The sequence below is a fragment of the Pedobacter sp. GW460-11-11-14-TSB4 genome (genome assembly GCF_059423705.1).
The window spans coordinates 41,741-61,035 of the sequence record NZ_JBWKYI010000012.1; the positions used below are offsets into that span (position 1 = coordinate 41,741).

Genomic DNA, 19,295 nt, shown 5'->3' on the forward strand with positions numbered 1-19,295 from the left:
GTTAAAAAGTTACATTTAGCCCAAAAGTGTATACCTTCTGTTGGGGATAATAGTTGGCATTAGATGCACTGATTTCTGGATCGAAATCTTTAAGGTCCTTGGTCCAGGTAACTAAATTTTGACCTGACAGATATAACCTTATTGATTGTAATTTAATCGCCGAAACAATTCTAGCGGGGACTGTATAACCAATCGTTGCTGATTTCATCCTTAGGTAGTTTCCACTTCTAACCCAAAAATCTGATGTTTGCGTACTGTTTGATGATGGAGAAGGGAGTACTCTTGGATATGATGCGTTTGTATTTTCCGGGGTCCAGTAATCTAAAGTGGCTTTTAAGGCCGAACCGCCATTAAAAAAAGGATAAGCGGCCTGTCCGTTAATATAAGCATCTGCTTTCGCACCACCCTGGAATAAAACATTTACATCAAAGCCCTTATAGCTGAATTCTGGTGAGAAGCCATAAATAATCTGAGGGACATTGGAATTACCAATTACTTTGATATCATTATTATCGATCTTATTATCCCCATTTACATCTTCGTACTTAATGTCCCCGGGTTTAAGTGTACCGAACTGAGCTACCGGATATTCTGAAGAAGAGATTGTACCATCACCATTTTTATCATCACTTTGTTGGAATAAGCCCAGTGCATGATAGCCAAATTTAGTACCCAAAGATTTTCCTGTTATACTTCTGTTAGGATTATTTAAAGTTGAGGCATTCTCAAAAACCTGCACCAATTTGTTTTTGGCATAGGTAAAGTTGCCTGTAACTCCTATTCTCATGCCATTTTTAAAAGCATAATGACTACCAAGAGAAAGGTCGAAACCGCGGTTCTGCATGGCAGCAGCATTGGTTTGAGGCAAGCCAATTCCAAATTCAGCGGGAACGAGTGTCTGGTTCGCAATTAACATATTGCTTCTGTTTTCTCTGAAATAATTAAACTCCAGATCAAACAATCCCTTAAAAATGGAAAGGTCTAAACCGATATTTGTTTTATTCGCTGTCTCCCAGGTAATGTCCGGATTTCCTGGTGCAGTTTCTGATAATCCTTGTGTACTGCCTCCATTAAAAATAAAACTATTTCCATAGAGTGCATAAGCGCTTAGGTATTGAAATGGTGCTAATACACCCCCAATATAGGGTAATGCTCCACTTTCACCATAAGACGCCCTTATTTTTAAATTATCAATCCACTTATAGTTATCCTTGATATAATTTTCCTCCGATAACCTCCAGCCGATTGAGCCTGCAGGGAACAAATGATAACGGCTACCAGGCGCAAATACATAATTTCCATCATACCTGCCTGAAATTTCTGCCAGATACTTACCTGCATAAGCATAAGTCGCCCTAAACACCAAACCATATTGACGTCCCTCCGATGATGATCCATAATTAGATCGATCGGTTAGTTCAGAACTTCCGTTGCTCAATTCAGGAATATTGACGTTGAAATTTGACCTTCCGGCACCAAAAGTTGTCCCTTTTGTATTCCTGTATTCCGAAACAAGGGTAGCTCCAAAATCGTGTTTACCAAAAGTCCTGTTATAGTTTAAAAAACCCTGGTAGGTAAACGCCTGGCTCTGCGCAAAATCTATTGTATAAGATGGTTTTGCCGGACCATCAGACCCCGCCTGTGGGTAAGTGTAAGGCGTAGTAGAGGTATTAACCGAATAATATGGTATTGGAGTTAGCCATGTTTTTACCGTCCTACCATTAGGATCATTGTAATCATAACTAACTACCCCTTTAATGCTTAAACCTTTTACAAACGGCAATTGCTGTTCTATACTGATTTGTGTAGTTAATATCTGACGCAAATCATTGGAGTAACCGCTGTTGTAGATGTTACCATAAGCTGATCTTCCAATATATGAACCCGGCAGGCCATTACTAAAGGTAACTGGCGCGATTGGTGGCGTACGGTACAATTGATCAAATATAGAAGATGCACTTTTACCTGGGTATCGTTTATCTTCTACCCTGCCACTCAGGCTTAATGAAAATTTTGTCGTGTTGGTTACCTGCGCATCAACATTGCTTGTTAGGTTATATCTTTTAAAGCTAGTGGGTCCCCACATGCCGTTTTGGCTTAAGTAACCTAAGGAACCAAAGTATTTAACTTTCTCTGTTCCGCCAGTCACTGACAGGTTGTGTGACATCATTGGGGCATCTTTATTAATAAGTTCCCCTAACACATCATGATTAGGAAAAACATCCGGATCTGAACCTGTTCTGAATTTTTCTATATCTGAAGCACTGTAAGGTAAGGCAGTACCAGCGTTCTTAGCGGCAGCATTACGCATAGTTACATATTCAAATGCATCTACCATTTCTGGCAGGTGAGTTGGATTCTGAATACCGTAACTGCCATTATAAATAAGCTGTGGCTTTCCGGTATTTCCTCTTTTTGTGGTAACCAGAATAACGCCGTTTGCTCCAGCCACCCCGTACGGAGCCACAGCGGCAGCATCCTTTAAAAACGTAATATTTTCTACACTCTGTGGATCCAACTGCCCCAAAGTTCTCGGAACCCCGTCAACAATAACCAATGGTGCGGTCCCACCTGTGGTACCAATACCACGTATTAACAAAGAAGCGCCATCCTGTCCGGGCTCTCCGCTACCCTGCGTTACAATTAGTCCAGGTGCACGGCCACCGAAAGTATTACTTAAATTGGCCACCGGCAAATTTGCTACCTTATCGCCTTTAATAGTGGATACTGCTGCAGTTAAAGAGGTTTTCTTTTGCGTACCGTAACCCACTACCACAACCTGTTCTAACTCATTAGAAGCGGATTCCAATTTTACTAGAATTGTTGTTTTTTCTCCAACTGTAATTTCCTGCGTTTTATAGTTCACAAAAGAAAACACTAAAACCGCCGTTTTGTCCGGTACACCGATACTATAGTTCCCATTATTATCAGAAACCGCGGTGGTTGTTGTTCCTTTAACTTTAACTGTTGCGCTAGGCATGCCTATGCCTGTTTCGTCTGTTATTTTTCCTTTAACCGTTATTGTATTCTGGGCAAACGATTCCAGGGTGACAAAAACAAAAACTAAGGATAGAAAGAAATTCTGCAAGTAGACTAACTTACAGGCTTTCTGGTAAGGTTTGTGAGTTTTATTCATAACATATAGGTTTAGACTTGGTCAAACCAAACCTATTGATTAATGAAACTCAATAAAATAGACATTGTATTGTAAATCATGGATTTTCTTCTGAAAAAGGAGATCGCACCTCTTCGTCTTTAGATTTGCTATTCAGATGGCGGATCAAACAGATAATTATTCCACGAGCTGCAAGTGCCAAGGCAACAGTTAAAAAAATCAGGTCAACAAAGATCACGGTGACACTAGCAAACGTGGTTCTATTTGATCAGAAGAAAATTAATTACTGTTTAGGTCTATTTTAATTTTTTGGCGATTTCCCACCGCTAATACTGCAACATGATTAAACTTACTACTGTGCAAATATCCTAGCAAGCTATATTTAATGTGCCTTCCCACTGGTTAATTGCAATATTATGCTCGATATTCATTGTATTAAGAGCAATTGCCATCGCCAACCCTTGTTTCAATTATACTGGTCATATTTCTGTTTTTAAAAAAATTCTCAATATTTCGCAGCACAACCGAAGGCGCTGAGTGAACATAGTTATGCTCCACCTTTGCGTTTTTTTTTGTAAAAACCTCCTCATTGCCAGTCTGTGTGGTTAGCGGTCGGGAAGTTTTCAAAAGCAAATTATTTCGGATTTATCACCTGCGCCGTAGCGCCTTGTTGATTTAGGAAGTGACCAGGACTTCAAAAAACCTGTACAAATTTGCCTTAAATAGCATTAATTATTTGTTTAGCTGGGTTAAACACGGGCTAAACTCAAAGAAAACACTGCCATCACCATAATACATGATAATTATAGTAATAATAATAATAAGACCTCAGAAGAGAGCTTGCTACACCAGCGATTCCAGAAGACAGGAATTATAAATAACGATTAATATATGATGATCGAAATACTTTTTCTTCAACTTAGCGACAGGTTACTGATCGAACATGAGTGAGGCCACGGCAGCAAATAGTATTAGAACAGGTTAAAGCGTATTAGTCCGCACATCTAAAACCTGCCCATAATGCATTAAGCGCTGACCATATAGCCCCAGTGAACGGCTTGGGGGACAATTGGTAGAAAATAATGATCTTGGTACTACCCGGACATTTTTTAACATGAACCTTCACATGTAGTACCATGGGTTTCTGTGCCATATAATCGAGTATGTGAATGATCCCAGCGTAGGTTTGCAGATCACCACTTTCAGTTTTAGTGATGCCTAGTTTTGTCTGCGTTTTGAAAATGATTTCTTTTGGAATCATTCGTTTGACGACGTTTCTACCTACAAGGCCATCATAATAGGCATTAAGGTTTTTCTGAATGACCGCTACATTTTGGACAGGACAGTTGTCCAACAGCCATAAAAAAGCATAAGACCAGTAGTCAGGACTATTCTCATCACTCCAACCCTTTGTAAAACGAATATCCTCGACACCAGTATACTTGATTGATGGGGCAAAGTCTATAGGGATAAGAAAACGTTCGACTCCCCATCCATCCAATTCAAGCTTATAAGGCGGTTTCCAGGAGAGGCCATCAAATACAGTCTTATTTTGAGCAGAGGTTCCCAAGGAAAGACAGCAGAAGAACAATGCATAGAAATAGTTATCGATTTTATTCATATTTATGGTTTTACTGTCATTTGACAGAGTAAATTAGAGTATCTCCCGTTAAAAGGCCTGGACAAGGAATATTATTGCTCCACTAATGAAAAAAATAACTGGTCATATCCCGCTGATGCAAGCCCTTCTTTAATTCGTTCTGAAGTGAAATTGCTACGTGTCTTGAAAAGTCAGCTTTGTAATATAAATAGATTGTCCTATTACTAAGGTTCGTAGCCATAGAATAATTGGTTATAATATCATTCGGCTTTTTCTGCGTGGTTTTTTCCAATAGCGTTGCCACAGCTTTTAAGCGATAACTCCTATTTCCAGAAAGATATTCTATTGCAGTATCTCTTCGCCAGCATGGCTCATAATGGTTATTGTTCACCGTGTAATTGGTTAGTGCAAAATAGCTTGTCGTCCGCCGTACTATATAACTACCGTGCACTATGACATAGTCTCCACTGGGATCCCCTATAAATAACTGGGCTCTGGTTAGCCGGAGCAGATTAAATTGAGAAATATAAGTTATAGCTTCCTCCACCCTTTTGCATCTCCTCAATACGTCTGTAACCACTTCTTCACTTCTATCCTGCCTATTCGGATCTCTTGTAGCCGGAATTTCATCTATCGCGGTATAATCCATAAATAGCCCATATTCATTCATTCCACCTTGTGGATTCAGATACATCATATGATTTATGTTTTCTTTCTCAGATAACTCTGTCCACAACATGTAACCGTAATTTTCAGGGCTTGTAGGATAATACCAAAACCTATAGGTCATCGCCGGTGATTCATCTTCATTGTTTCCCACCCAAACGTGTTTTCCGTCATTTGCCATAAATATTGTACAGGTGTTTCCATCAATTGCACATCCAAAAAATGTGATCAGCAAAAAAACGAGATAAAATAGTTGTTTCATATCTTCCTTTCTAGTTATAGCTGCAAATTTACGCTCGGATATATTTTATTCTGTTCGCTTTTATCCATCGGAACATAATTTACTCCAACTTTAACTGTTTTATATAGCCGGATGGCGAGCAGCCTGCATATTTCTTGAAGGCCATATTAAAGGCTGTTTTAGAATTGAACCCTGAACCAAAAGCAATACCATTCATATTCAATTTATCCATCTTGCCCGTGCGAAGAAGTCTTTTGGCTTCCTCAACTCTCCATTGGTTGATGAAGGCATAAAAATTCTCGCCTTTTAGTGTGTTTACCAAAAATGACGTATCATGGACGCTTGCCCCAATCCGGTCTGCCAGCATAGTAAGGTTAAGCTTATTATCGAGATAAAGCTTTTCCTCTATCATCAGGTGATCAAGTTTTTGAGCATATGCATTCAGTTGTTCCATACTTAGCCTTGAAACTTTGGGTGCCTGTTGTTTAATCGGGGTTTCCATTATTTGAGAAACAGCTTCCAGATCCTTTTTTTCAAAAACAAAAACAGTTCCTTGCCTGATGGCGTAATAGCTTAAAAAAAACACCGATGCAGTATAGATTATCGGCATAGCGGTCAATAACGTAGGTTCGCCGAATATGCCATCATTAATCCAGAAAACCACCAGCACTGCAAGAATAACGAGAAAGTGTCGCAGCCAATCCAGTGTAATCCCTTTATCTGACGCGATTATCCATTTCAGGTTGATTTTATGCCTGATGAGTAAAAAATAAGAAACTATAATATAGCCTATAAACTGGAACGGTAAAAGGTCTCTAATGAAAAAAACAAAGTTACCGGCTTCGAAAAGCGTTACGGTCATCAAATCTCTTTTTGCGCTAAGTACAAATGCCTGAAGAGAGACAAATGCAATGAATGGTATAAAATGTAATATGTCTCGCTTACTAAAAACCTTTACTGGTTCAACAAAAAATAGAATACTTAAAAAAAGAAATGGTGAAAGCAGAAACTGCAGGCTGTTCATCCATCCGATAAAAACCCTTAAATGATAGATTTCAATACGATTAGAAAGCGAGATACCTAGAAACGCAGTACCCATAATAAAGATAAAACAAGCAAGCCACCGATTGGCAGCTTGGTTTTGCCTTAAAGGATGCGAGAAGAGTATAAAACTGAGCAAAAAACATTCGCCGCAGGAAATGCACATTAAAAAAAAGTTCATATTAAATTTCTTAATAGGACGCGAACACTTCCTTAAAAACAGCTATTTCTAACCAAAAGGTAAACAGTGTTATTATAAATAATCTTTCTATCTCTAAATTATTGATTTTTTCTATCTCTGGTTACAGCAATGAAAAAATATCTCCTTTAAAAAATTAGCCTGGAAACATCTAATCGCATTAATCTGATAAGCCGAGAATAGATGGCCCCTCATCCACTATTTCAGGATTTAAGGATAATGAGCATATTCAGACCAATGCAGATTTTTATCTCTTATTTAATCTCGCATTAATGACAATGTTCATATAAATATTAGACAAGCATTTTTTTTCACGAACATAAATAAATTCTAAAATTATGCTATTTTGCGCCACAAAAACCAAACTTGACAACCTATAGGAGTTATACAGACCACGAGCTGCTTGCATTACTGAAGACTAATGATGAGTCTGCTTATAAAGAAATTTACAATAGATTTTGGTTTGTACTATATGGCCATGCCAAAAGGATGCTTACAGATGACGAAGATGCCGAAGATGTTGTACAGGATGTATTTCTTACCCTTTGGACTAAATCTGAAATTATTGATCTTAAAACTTCTTTATCCAGCTATCTCTATACAGTAGTTCGGAATAAAATTTTTGATCGTTTTGACCATGCTAAGGTGAAGAGTAAATACATAGCTTCACTTGAAAAGTTTATAGAGAGGGGAAACTACGAAGCAGACTTTCTCATCCGAGAGAAACAACTTCATGAACTTATACAACAGGAGATTAATTGCCTTCCCGAAAAAATGCGTGAAATTTTTAAACTCTCTAGACATTCGAACCTATCTTACCAGGAAATTGCTGAACAATTAGGTGTAAGTGAAGGCGTAGTCCGAAATCAAGTCAGTAGGGCATTAAAGATTCTAAGGTCCAAATTTGGAATAGCAATACTGATTTATTATTACCTTAATTAGCTTGAAATCATCTTATTACTGATTTTTTAACATTTAATTAACATTTATTGAGATTCAGCGATACACTTCCCCGTCTTTATTTATATCAACCTAAAAGATATAAATCTAATGAGAAGTGATAAGGCTGAGATATTATTTAATAAATACATAAATGGCAATGCAGATGACCGTGAAAGGGCAATTGTGGAAAGTTGGTATTTACATGAGGGTGCTAAATCAACTTCAGTTAGTGCTGATATGGATTATCAAACCCTTCAAAATAAAATATGGAATAAAATTATAGCGCAACGCGATCTGCCAAAACAGAGAAAAATAAATTGGTTGCCATATGCAGCAGCGATTTTAGTGATATTCTGCATTGGTATTGCCTATTATTTGCGCAGCAAACCAGCTGAAAAGATTTACGCGGCCAATATTGTTCCTGGAAAGGTAGGTGCAACGCTTACGCTTGCCAATGGTGAAAAAATTAAGCTGGTAAGTGCAGCAAAAGGAGAGCTAGCCAACCAAGCAGGCATAAGCATCGTAAAAACCGCAGAAGGCAAAATAGTATATCAGATTAACGAGACTCAAGGCAATTTAGATCTAGTAAATACGCTTGCTACAGCCAGAGGAGAAACATACATGGTTATTTTGCCGGATAAGTCTAAAGTATGGATGAATGCTGCATCGAGTTTAACCTACACCACAAACCTGCTAAAAAATGGCATCAGATCTGTTAAATTGAATGGTGAGGCTTATTTTGAAGTTGCTAAAGATAAACTGCATCCTTTTGTAGTAGAAACCAAAAATCAACAGGTAAAAGTTCTAGGCACCCATTTCAATATCAACGCCTACGATGATGAACATGTCGTTAAAACGACTTTATTAGAAGGCTCTGTAGAAATAAATAAAAGTGTAATCCTCAAGCCCAACCAGCAGGCTATACTGCTTAATCATGAAATAAAGGTTATTCCGGTAATAGCCGATTCCTTTATTGACTGGCAGCAAGGTGTATTCATTTTCGAAAATGATGATATGCATGCTATTATGCGAAAAATTGCGCGTTGGTACGATGTACAAATTGCATATCACATAGCAGAAGACAATAAGCAAACCTTTTCTGGATACATGTCCAGATCATCTGATATACAAAAGGTTCTTCAAAACCTCTCCGAAATAAGTAACCTTAAATTCAAGATAAAAGACCGGACGATCACCGTATCGCAATAACTAATTACGATTGAAAACACACAACGCAGATAAGTTAAAATAACTAACCAAACAACTAAAATGAAAGAAAGACTACTCAAACCGAACGACCGAGACTAGGATCCTGGAGCTAAAAGACCAGAAGTGCGGCAAACACCTCTGGCATTGTTTAGGTCATCCTGCCAACAAATTCTTGAAAATCAATTACAATCTAACCCAAACTAAACAAATGTATGAAAATTTGTATTAACACCGCATGCGTGCATAGCTCGCGCATGAGAGAATTCTTGTATGCTATGAAAATTACCACATTCTTAATGTTTATCACGATTATGCACGTAAGTGCAAACAGTCTGGCTCAAAAGATTAATCTTTCCAGGCAAAATATGACATTAAAAGAATTTTTTTATCAGATAAAAAAACAAACTGGTTATAACATTTCTTACGCTAACCAAGTAATTAATGATGAAACAAAAATCGATGCAAACTTTAAAGATGTATCGCTGGAAACCGTTCTAACTCAGGTTTTGAATAGTCATGGCGTTACTTTTCGCATTAGTGAAAATAATATTACCCTAAAGCCCTTACCTCAGCACTTGATAGTAAATGATAAAGTTAAAGATGATCTTTTTTTAATCAAAGGGTTTGTTTTCAGCACTTCAGAACCTCCAGTTCCGCTCCAATCGGTTACAGTAACAGTTAAAGGCACCCAGCGCAGAACAGTAACAGAAGCTGATGGAAGTTTCCAGATTAAGGTTGCCAAAGATGAGGTATTGGTTTTTACGATAACCGGCTATAATACCAGGGAAATTCCTGTACCAGCAAACCGGAATTCGATTAACGTTTCGCTAACTGAAAATGTTAACGCACTGGAGCAGGTAGTTGTAACAGGTGTAGGTACTCAACAGGTCAAAAATATAGCCAGTTCGGTTTCGGTAGTAAACATGTCGAATATCAACAATAAACCGATTACCCAATTATCTCAGGCATTGCAGGGAGGTACCACTGGCATTAGCGTAACACAGTCGTCGGGTTTGCCTGGAGGAGATGCCGCCTCAATTAAGATTAGAGGAATTGCCTCTAGCCTAGGTTCTGCACCATTAATTCTGGTTGATGGTATACCATATGGAATTGATAAATTAGATCCGAACACCATTGAAAGTGTATCTATCTTAAAAGATGCTGCCGCAGCTGCAATTTATGGAGCAAGGGCCGGTAATGGTGTAATTGTAATTACGACCAAAAGAGGCAGGCCGGATATTATTGAGTTAGGCTACAACTCTTTCTTTGGCTTTCAACAGCCTACAATGGGGCACCCAAAATTTGTTGATGCACCTACTTACATGGAAATAGTTAATACTGCACAAAAAAATATTGGCGCTACACCTCCTTACAAACAGGGCGCAATAGACTCGACCCGTTTTGGACTCAACCCAATGTTGTACCCAAACACAAATTGGTATAAAACAGTGGTAAAAGAATGGACACCGATGCAGCAACATTCATTAAATGTATCCGGTGGTAATAGCACTGCACGTTTTGCCATAACCGCGACATACTTAAATCAGCCAAACATGCTTTCAGTAGGCGGTTTCGATAGGGCTACCATAAGAGGAAACACCAGTGTAAATCTCTCTAAAAACGTGGTGACATTTTTAGATTTTGTGGCATCAAGAGAAAATATTGAAGAAACTTACGTAAGCGGTTTTGGTATGGGTGCTATAATGAGCTATATCTACAGTGTGCCTCCAACTATCCTGCCTAAATATCCTGAGCGGGCAGATAGACCAAACTATAGCTTTTACGGGGTCTTTGGTGAAAACTTTAATCCTATAGCTCAATTAGAGAAAGGCGGTACGGTTAATACACTAAAAGATGATATTTTGCTTAACCTGCGTCCAAAATGGACCATCATTCCCGGTCTTAGTCTCAAAGGACAATTTAGCTATCGTATAATGTCGGGTTCGGTAAAAAGTTCAAGGGATCAGTATCTGTTCTTTGATTATTTTACTAATGCAAAAATAGGCCGTGATTTTGAAACGGTACGCAATGCAGGCTCAGCAGAAAGAAGAAGCTACTATTATATTGGAGGAAACTTAGATTATAATAAAACCTTTGGGAAGCACAATATAAACGCGATATTACTTTATTCACAAGAGTATGATAATACCTCGGTTTGGGATGTCAAAACTTTACTTTCTTATCTGGGTAAAGCCTACTATAGCTACAATGGCAAGTATTTGTTAGAGCTGGGCTTACGTCGTGATGGATCGTCATTATTTGCCCCAGGCAAAAGGTGGGGATACTTCCCATCGGTAGCCACTGGATGGAACATCAGCAGCGAGAATTTCCTGAAAGACCTAAAATTTTTAAGTTCTATGAAATTGAGGGCCTCTTACGGATCTTTAGGAAACAACAATATCAATCCTTATTCTTATCAAACCACCATAAACAGCAGTGGAAGTGAGGCGGTATTTGGTAATCCGGATATTACCTGGGAGAAAATGAAAATTTTCAATGTGGGTACGGATATTAGCCTTTTTAGCAATAAATTAGACTTCACTTTCGAGTGGTATAACAAAGCAACCACCGATTTGATTTTAATTCCCCCGCCAACCTTATCATCGGGACGAGGCACCACTCCAACAAATATTGGCGAACTAAACAACAGAGGGATAGAATTTAAAATTGCTTATAATACAGTAGTTAATAATAATTTAAAGTTTAGCACCACTGTAGGATATTCTTACAATAAAACAAAAATTATAAAATTAGCTACCAACCTTCCTATTATTCAAGGTAACACTCGCAAAATGGCTGGTGGTCCTTTTACCGAATTTTGGGGATATAAAACAGGTGGTTTGTTAACCGCCCAGGATATGGCGAACAAGGTACCCATCATGAGTGGACAATTAGAAGGCGATATCAAATATATCGACATAAATGGCGATGGAGTAATTAACACAAGCGATTGGACAGGCCTTGGGACTGCAGAACCTTTAAGTAATTACTTCGCGAATATTTCGGTTACCTTTAAAAATTTCGATTTCGAGGTGCAGGTAAATGGCGTGGGTAAAAACCTTAAATTTTACGGTGGCCGATATGCTTACCCGCTTGATGTGGGAGGAGTTAGTGGCCCACCGCTTGTTGAACAAACTGATTACTGGGCCCCAACAAACTTAAACGCCAAATATCCAAGGTTGCGCCCATCCGCAGGTAACAATGGTCAATTTTCTGATTATTGGGCTGTAAATGCGGCATTCACCAGAATTAGATATTTGCAATTGGGTTACACCCTCCCATCAACCATAACCAAAAAATGGGCAAAGAATCTAAGGGTATATGTAAATGCCCAAAATCCACTTACATTTTCGGATATGAAACTGCTTGATCCTGAAAGTGGCGGTAACCAATCTACCTATTCGATAATGAAAGTTTACTCGGTTGGTGTTAATGTAAACCTATAGGCATAAATCATTAATTTAAAAAAACATGAAAAATAATATATATATTATCCTGATAGCTTTTTTTTGCTTAAGCAGCGTAACTGGATGTAAAAAATACCTTGAAAGAGACAATCCTGTAGCAACTACTGATGATAAATTCTGGAAACTGGAAAGTGATCTAAGGATAAATCTTGATGGGACTTATAGTGGCTTGCCAGTTGGTGCGCTTAACTATAATTGGCATGCAGGTAGTTGGATGCCTTTGGAAGGCTTTTCTGATAACATGATTCTAAAAACAGGCTACTTAACTGATGTAACTCTTGCACCATTAGGCTTAACCACAAGTTCAAGTAGTATTTACGACTCCTATTACAGTGTTTCGTATTCTTACATCAGAAGAACATGCAGGTTTTTAGAAAATTATAGTACTGCCTACGTACAAGATCCTAAAATAAAAGAACGGTATGCAGCAGAGGCAAGATCTTTAAGAGCATTTTATCACCTAATTTTATGGCTTTATTATGGCCCTGTACCTATTGTAAACCATTCATTGAGCGCACAAGACGCCAATCAACCAAGGGCTACGCAAGAAAATATGGTCAAGTTTATTAGCGATGACCTGCTAGCTGCGATACCCAATTTGCCCGATAACTATACCGAAAATGATAACTATAGATTTAGCAAAGGTACTTGCTATTCTTTATTGTCTATTCTTTATCTAAATGCGAAAGATTATCCTAAAGCTGCACAGTATTCAAAGATGGTAATTGATAATAAAGCCGCCTTTGGGTATGATTTACATACAGCAACCAGTCCTACGGTAAACAGCTATGCAGATCTATTTTCTTACAACGGCATCACTTCTAAAGAACGAATCATTTTTAGAAAAGGTGCAAATCCTGAAGCATTCTTAAGGCAAACATCAAGAAGCATGGGTGGCCATGCGGTGACATCGCCTACTGCATCTTTTGTAAATTGTTTCGAAACTAAACAAGGCAAAACCTTAGAAGAGCTTGGCCCGGATAGTGTTGCAGTTTACACACGTGAGCCTACTTATCATAATAACAGAGATCCTCGCCTGGGTATAAGCGTTTTAATGCCTAATGAGGTTTTTCTGGGTAAACTATTTAACCCATTTGATCAGTCGGTAGCCAATGTAGATCGGATCGGTCAGGCATATGCCACCCAAACTGGCTATTTTTCAAAAAAATATGTTGATCCAAGTGATATTAGCAGGCCTTATAGTGGAGGATTAGGCTTTTATATCATCAGGTATGCTGAAATTTTGTTAAACTATGCTGAAGCTTTAATAGAAAGTGGTGATTATCAAAACCCTGATGTTTTAACATATATCAACCAGGTTCGTACACGAGCTGGCATGCCAGAAGCCACCTCTGCCCAATATAATACACAAGAAAAAATCCGCGAATTGTTAAGGCGCGAAAGACGTGTTGAGTTTGGTTTGGAAGGTAAAAGGTTATTTGATATTCGCCGCTGGAGAATTGGCGAGCAGGTATTGGATGGTCCTGTTTATGGCGCCTTCGATCCAAATATAAATAAACCATACTTATCAGAAACCAGGGTGTTTTCGGCCAAAAGAGATTATCTATGGCCAATTCCTTTAGCCGAAGTAAACGCCAACACAAACATCGTACAGAATAGCGGATGGTAATTGATTGATTTGAATGCTTAGTACTATTAATAGCCTTCTTTAGATTTAATTGGTACAGAAAATTTCAATGTAAAAATGGGGTAATTCATAAAACATGAATTGCCCCATTTTCTTTAAAATTAACTTGAATTTTAGATTTTAATCTCATCATCCCATAGCTATCGGATGCGAATTGAAGGATTTCATGCATGACTGAAGCGATCTACAGATAACTTCCAATCGGCTGATAAGAAATTGAGATACCGCTAAAAACGATGATTTTTGAATTGTTTGATTGCAGGATTTGTCAGGGTTGTGACACCCACCTATAAACTTTAATCCAACATGATCAATTGTGAGAGCGTTAAGATCTTCACGCTCTGGTCCCCGGGTAGTATGATACTGCAACCAGGTCACCTACAAACTGCCTGATTGCAATATTTTAAGATATTTAATATGATGTATTGGAAATTATTTGATTTTATCCACACTAATCCCCCAATCATCGGTTCTAAAAGGGGCTACAGGTAAGCCAGCTTTACTAAAGAGATTGCCTATACCTGCATTGCTAAATTGATAGCGCACCGCCGCAGGGATTTTTACCTTTGCATTTGAAACAAAAATCTTATTTCCTTTTACTTTAACCTTTGCCGGATAAAATAACTTATCTGCACCAGCGATAAAAATTTCCTTTGGCGTATCTCCTTTAATCGTCAATCCACTTTCTGCATTATTGAATTCGATTACGATATCGCTTTTTTCTACTGTAAAGGATTTAAAAAGTGGATTTTTATAGCCTGCTTTTTTCTGTCCATAGGTTTCGGCCAATGCTAAATTTGCCAGACGTAAGCCTACATCTTTTTTATTGGTAGGGTGAATATTCAAAGTATCGGTAACCAGATCAGAAATAACAACCATACCCGTTTTTGATGTTGACAGGTTCCTGGTTTGCGCCTCCCGCACCAATGCCCCAACATTGTATTTATCGTATTTAAAAGGGGCGATCTGCACGTAATAAAAAGGGAAATCATTGTTCCAGGCCTTGCGCCAGGCACCTAACATCGTGTTAATTAATTCGGTATAACTTGCAGGCGTATCTCTGTTACTTTCGCCCTGGTACCAAATGGTTCCTGCAATGCTGTAATTAACCATAGGGGCAATCATGGCATTGTAAGTATAACCAGGTGCTACCGGCCACCAAGCAGTAGGTGCATTTTTCGTTGCTGCGTCTTTCAATACCGCATTATTTTCAACCAGTTGCTCAGGCGTCCAGGTTTCGGCAGGAGTACCACCCCAATTGCTGTTAATCAGGCCTATGGGTATATTCAGGTCCTGGTTGAGGTGTTTACCAAAATAGTAGCCTACTGCACTAAAAGTTTTTAAGGTATTGCTGTCGCAAACGGTCCACGTGCTATTGATATCATCTTGCGGTGTTTTTGAAGTGGTTTTAGGCACATTGAATAGTTTGATATTCAGTTTGCTCAGGTGTTCGAACTCTTCTTTGATGCTTTTAATTCCGGTACTGTAATTCCATTCCATATTCGATTGCCCGCTACATACCCATACCTCTCCTATCCACACATTTTCGAGTACAATTTTGTTTCCAGCCTGAAAAGTGATGTTGTACGGACCGCCAGCCTGTGGGGTTTTCAGTTCAACCTGCCAGGCTGCATTTCCATCGGCGCTAACTTCGGTTACCTGATTATCCCAGGAGGTGGTAATTTTTATTTTCTCTGCAGGCGAAGCCCAACCCCATAGTTTGGTCGTCGATTTTTGCTGCAATACCATATTGCTGCTTAAGATACCCGGTAGGCGGATATTGGCATGAAGTGATAACGCTAAAAAGCTGATGATAATGGAAAATATTGTTTTTTTCACTTATTTCTATTGTTAAAATGATCAAAAATCAAATTATTTGTCAATGGCGTCCAAAAGCTTAATCTTTCAGAGCACTCCTGTTAATTTATAAACCTGTGTGTAAGGGAGCTTAGTTTTAGCTGGTATTTGCAAAACCAGCTGATCACTTGTTTGTGTAAATTTTATTGCTGAGGCATCGCCAAAAAGACGGATATTTTTTATTTTCCTGATCGCATTTGTACCCAAACTCGGGATTGTAATATCGCCACCAACAGGGTTAAGTACAAAAACATATAAATCGTTTCCTTTAGTAGTAAAACGGACTTCATTATGGGGATAAGCAGGGCTTGTAATGGTTCGCTCGTTAAAATCTTCACTCTCGTGCTTTTTATTGGCCTCGAGATCAGCTTCGCTGATATTTTTCTGTTGTTTACCTCCATTTAGGTTATCACCATATATTTTCCAGGGTTTACTCGCGTAAATAGCCTCACTATTGGTATTAACCCACATTCCTAATGTATCCAGAATCACCTTGTGATCTGGAGGAATGGTTCCATCAGGTTTTAATTCTACGTTAAGCAGCAGGTTACCATTTTTGCTATTCATATCAACCAGGGTTTCGATAACAGTCCGCGCATTTTGTCTGATTGGTCTATCTGTTTTGTAAAACCAACTTTCAAAAGTCATCGTTCCCTGCCAGGGATATGGTAATATTTCTGTGGCACCACCACGCTCGATGTCTTTTACTGTTGAAGGTTCATTCGAAAACTTTCCAGCCACTACAGCGGTCACTTTGCCATGTTTTTGCAAACTTTGATTAAAAAAATAGGTACACACCTCTTTTCCATACTCCTTATAAGGGAAACCATAGCCATCAAACCAAAGCAAATCAACATTATACTTACTTACCAGCTCTTCCGTACGCTTTACATAGGTTTCTTTAACACTTTTAATCCATTCTGGTGTCCGTTTTTCGGGAGGCAATCCATACAAATCAGCCGGATCCAATCCTTCCCACCATTTGCCCTTGCCATCGGCTTTGGTCATCCAACCATCGTATTTCACACCTTTTTTCGCTCCGGAAGTATCAGCACCGAAGGCGGTTTTCCACCAGTCTAAAAAGCGGTCATCGTGCGAGCTTACACCGAAAGGCATACCGTATTTCACTGCTGATTTTTGAAACATCCCAATAAGATCCTTTTTAGGGCCAACATTTACCGAATTCCATGGCTGATAAGTAGAAGCAAAATTGTCGAAATGGTCGTGGTGGTTAGCCAGGGCCACAAAATACCTGGCACCTATACTCTTAAAGTATTTCAGCAATTCATCGGTATTCAGTTTGTCGGCTTTCCATTCGTGTATGACATCTTTAAATCCTTTTTCTGATGGATGTCCATAAGTTTTTAAATGGTAGGGATAGGCATTTGCACCCCATGTTTCTCTACCTACATTCTGTTGGTACATGTGACGGGCATACCAACCTCCACCTTCTGCTGGCTGCGATTGCGCCCCCCAATGTACCCAAATACCTAAACGGGCTTCGGTATACCACTTCGGGAACTGGTAATCTTTGCGAAGTTCTTCCCAATTTTTCTGCTGGGCAAATACAGCTGCCTGAATTAACAACAGGCATAACGTTAAGTAAAATTTAATTTTTTGTTTCATTTGTTGTTTGGTTTGTCGTTAATAACTTAAAAAATAACCCTCTGGCTGATGAAACAGACATGATTCAAACATATGAGAGTGGCAATCATTCTTTCATCTTGAAGACTAAAAGCTTTCATAATTTATGCTAAACAGATCAGTATAATTTTCACAGTACCATAAAATTCCGAAAATCAAATTACAAATAAAGGGCAATAATTTCTTGCCCATTATTTGTAACTGTATTACTATTCCTTGCAACTTAATAGCCTTGGTTTTGCGGCGCAAGTGCAGGATTTTTTTCTACCTCTACGGCTGGTACAGGTAAATATTCATATTGTGCCTGATAAGAATCTGCTCGCACCTTTGATTGTATTGCTTGTGCTGCCTTTGCAGTTTTTAACCATAATCCCCATCTCACAAGGTCCAACTTCCGATGCCCTTCACCACATAATTCGATACCACGTTCTTTCATGATTGCAGCACGCAAAAGCTCTTGAGTTAAACCATTTAGTGCTGATAAACCTGCACGTGCGCGGACTTTATTTATAGCAGTAAATGCCGTCGCCTGGTCGCCAGCTTCGTTTGCCGCTTCGGCTTCCATTAACAATACATCAGCATACCTGAAAATAATTATATTAAGCCCTGAATTACGTTCACCGGCATCTAAACGCCACCATTTTGGCCCAAACCATACGCTCACGCCATTTTCGGGATCAGGTATAAAGTTTTTTCCCATGTATCCAGTTGCAATCTCTAGGTCTTTACGTTTGTCACCTGCTTCGAAGCCATCAACAAAAGAATTTAATGGCACATAACCGCCATACCATGGTTTTTCGGAAAAGGGGGAAACGCCCACTTTTTTCTGAGGTGAATAAAAGGCATGCTGATAGCTATTTAAGTTATCCTTTTGAAAATCAATTTCAAAAATTGACTCATTATTAAATTCATTTGCTTCGGTAAACACATCTTTGTACTCTGGCAACAAAACACGTCCTGTTACAGCCTGCGCAGTCGTTAACGCAGCCGTCCAATTCTTTTTCCATAAAAACACTTTGGTTAATAGCGTTTGTGCAGCAGCTTTTGTTGCTCTTCCTTTATTAGCAGCTTCATACGAATCGGGCAAAACTTTAATAGCAGCTTCCAAATCTTTAATCATAAAATCTCTGATCTTATCTGCAGGTGTGCGCGGAAGTTTGGCAGCTGTACCATTATCAAGATAATTAACTTCATCGACCAAAGGTCCATCTCTAAAAACGCCGGTAACGTAATAATAATAAAGCGCACGTAAGAAACGGGCTTCGGCTACAGCACGATCTTTTATAGGGCTGCTTCCTGATTTACTTACCCGATCAATTACCTGCGAGGAAGTTTGTATACCCCGGTACAATCCGTTCCAGATGGTGGATGCATAGCCTCCATTTATAGGAGTTAGATTTAAGGCTCCTTTATTGCCCCAGGTAAAAATTGCATCGCAATCTTCGTCAAGGTAAGACCAAAGTTCTTGTTGAAAAAGACGTTGAGGGTGAGTGCCAACCAGCCAAAAATAAGCGCCATTAACGGCCATCACAGCATCTGCATCTGTTTTGAAAAAATTTTCAGGACTAACAAATGCCTTAGGATCTTCTGTTAATTCTTTTTTGCATGATGTCCCAAACATCAATGCGATTGTCATAAAGACAGCAAATATTTTATTGGTATTCAT

General features: G+C 38.8%; 11 protein-coding genes. 4 read left to right on the forward strand and 7 right to left on the reverse strand.

The features are described 5' to 3' along the window. Position 1: 1 nt before the first annotated feature. From AC07YT_RS13755 to AC07YT_RS13770, 4 genes are all read right to left on the reverse strand, one after another. Positions 2-3,136 carry a SusC/RagA family TonB-linked outer membrane protein gene (locus AC07YT_RS13755; protein WP_086546906.1) on the reverse strand — a complete coding sequence of 1,045 codons (3,135 nt, stop codon included), beginning with the start codon at positions 3,134-3,136 and terminating at the stop codon, positions 2-4. Between the two features lie 970 nt (positions 3,137-4,106). Further along, a complete protein-coding gene (locus AC07YT_RS13760; RefSeq protein WP_086546908.1) occupies positions 4,107-4,736 on the reverse strand; it encodes a hypothetical protein in 630 nt (209 codons plus the stop codon). Between the two features lie 82 nt (positions 4,737-4,818). Then, positions 4,819-5,643, reverse strand: a complete 825-nt coding sequence (locus tag AC07YT_RS13765; RefSeq protein ID WP_086546909.1) for a carcinine hydrolase/isopenicillin-N N-acyltransferase family protein — start codon at positions 5,641-5,643, stop codon at positions 4,819-4,821. Positions 5,644-5,722: 79 nt separating this feature from the next. Continuing rightward, entirely contained in the window at positions 5,723-6,844 is a 1,122-nt protein-coding gene (locus AC07YT_RS13770; RefSeq protein ID WP_086546910.1) for a helix-turn-helix domain-containing protein, read from the reverse strand. 384 nt (positions 6,845-7,228) lie between these two features. On the opposite strand from AC07YT_RS13770, the gene AC07YT_RS13775 reads away from it, so the two are divergent. The 4 genes from AC07YT_RS13775 (at position 7,229) to AC07YT_RS13790 (ending at position 14,110) form a co-directional block, all read left to right on the forward strand. Beyond that, the gene (locus tag AC07YT_RS13775; RefSeq protein ID WP_086546911.1) at positions 7,229-7,804 is read left to right on the forward strand and encodes an RNA polymerase sigma factor; all 576 of its coding nucleotides are present in this window, start codon (positions 7,229-7,231) and stop codon (positions 7,802-7,804) included. Positions 7,805-7,912: 108 nt separating this feature from the next. Then, entirely contained in the window at positions 7,913-9,013 is a 1,101-nt protein-coding gene (locus AC07YT_RS13780; RefSeq protein ID WP_086546912.1) for a FecR family protein, read from the forward strand. A 212-nt stretch (positions 9,014-9,225) separates the two neighbouring features. Next, complete coding sequence (locus AC07YT_RS13785; protein WP_086546913.1) at positions 9,226-12,459, forward strand: TonB-dependent receptor; 3,234 nt, start codon at positions 9,226-9,228, stop codon at positions 12,457-12,459. A gap of 25 nt (positions 12,460-12,484) precedes the next feature. Next, positions 12,485-14,110: a RagB/SusD family nutrient uptake outer membrane protein gene (locus AC07YT_RS13790; protein ID WP_086546914.1), complete on the forward strand. Its 1,626-nt coding sequence runs from the start codon at positions 12,485-12,487 to the stop codon at positions 14,108-14,110. 450 nt (positions 14,111-14,560) lie between these two features. Here AC07YT_RS13790 and AC07YT_RS13795 read toward each other — a convergent pair whose 3' ends face one another. The 3 genes from AC07YT_RS13795 to AC07YT_RS13805 all read right to left on the reverse strand — a co-directional run bounded on the left by AC07YT_RS13795 (position 14,561) and on the right by AC07YT_RS13805 (position 19,295). Continuing rightward, positions 14,561-15,967 carry a sialate O-acetylesterase gene (locus AC07YT_RS13795; protein WP_494945364.1) on the reverse strand — a complete coding sequence of 469 codons (1,407 nt, stop codon included), beginning with the start codon at positions 15,965-15,967 and terminating at the stop codon, positions 14,561-14,563. A gap of 66 nt (positions 15,968-16,033) precedes the next feature. Continuing rightward, on the reverse strand, positions 16,034-17,611 hold the full coding sequence (locus AC07YT_RS13800) for an alpha-L-fucosidase (protein WP_086546915.1): 1,578 nt from the start codon (positions 17,609-17,611) through the stop codon (positions 16,034-16,036). A gap of 241 nt (positions 17,612-17,852) precedes the next feature. Continuing rightward, positions 17,853-19,295, reverse strand: a complete 1,443-nt coding sequence (locus tag AC07YT_RS13805; RefSeq protein WP_086546916.1) for a RagB/SusD family nutrient uptake outer membrane protein — start codon at positions 19,293-19,295, stop codon at positions 17,853-17,855.

Excerpts from the sequence above, each read along its gene's own strand:
- AC07YT_RS13755 (WP_086546906.1), bottom strand. The coding sequence starts at position 3,136 with ATGAATAAAACTCACAAACCTTACCAGAAAGCCTGTAAGTTAGTCTAC.
- AC07YT_RS13780 (WP_086546912.1), top strand. The coding sequence starts at position 7,913 with ATGAGAAGTGATAAGGCTGAGATATTATTTAATAAATACATAAATGGC.
- AC07YT_RS13770 (WP_086546910.1), bottom strand. The coding sequence starts at position 6,844 with ATGAACTTTTTTTTAATGTGCATTTCCTGCGGCGAATGTTTTTTGCTC.
- AC07YT_RS13765 (WP_086546909.1), bottom strand. The coding sequence starts at position 5,643 with ATGAAACAACTATTTTATCTCGTTTTTTTGCTGATCACATTTTTTGGA.
- AC07YT_RS13760 (WP_086546908.1), bottom strand. The coding sequence starts at position 4,736 with ATGAATAAAATCGATAACTATTTCTATGCATTGTTCTTCTGCTGTCTT.
- AC07YT_RS13785 (WP_086546913.1), top strand. The coding sequence starts at position 9,226 with ATGAAAATTTGTATTAACACCGCATGCGTGCATAGCTCGCGCATGAGA.
- AC07YT_RS13800 (WP_086546915.1), bottom strand. The coding sequence starts at position 17,611 with ATGAAACAAAAAATTAAATTTTACTTAACGTTATGCCTGTTGTTAATT.
- AC07YT_RS13805 (WP_086546916.1), bottom strand. The coding sequence starts at position 19,295 with ATGAATACCAATAAAATATTTGCTGTCTTTATGACAATCGCATTGATG.
- AC07YT_RS13790 (WP_086546914.1), top strand. The coding sequence starts at position 12,485 with ATGAAAAATAATATATATATTATCCTGATAGCTTTTTTTTGCTTAAGC.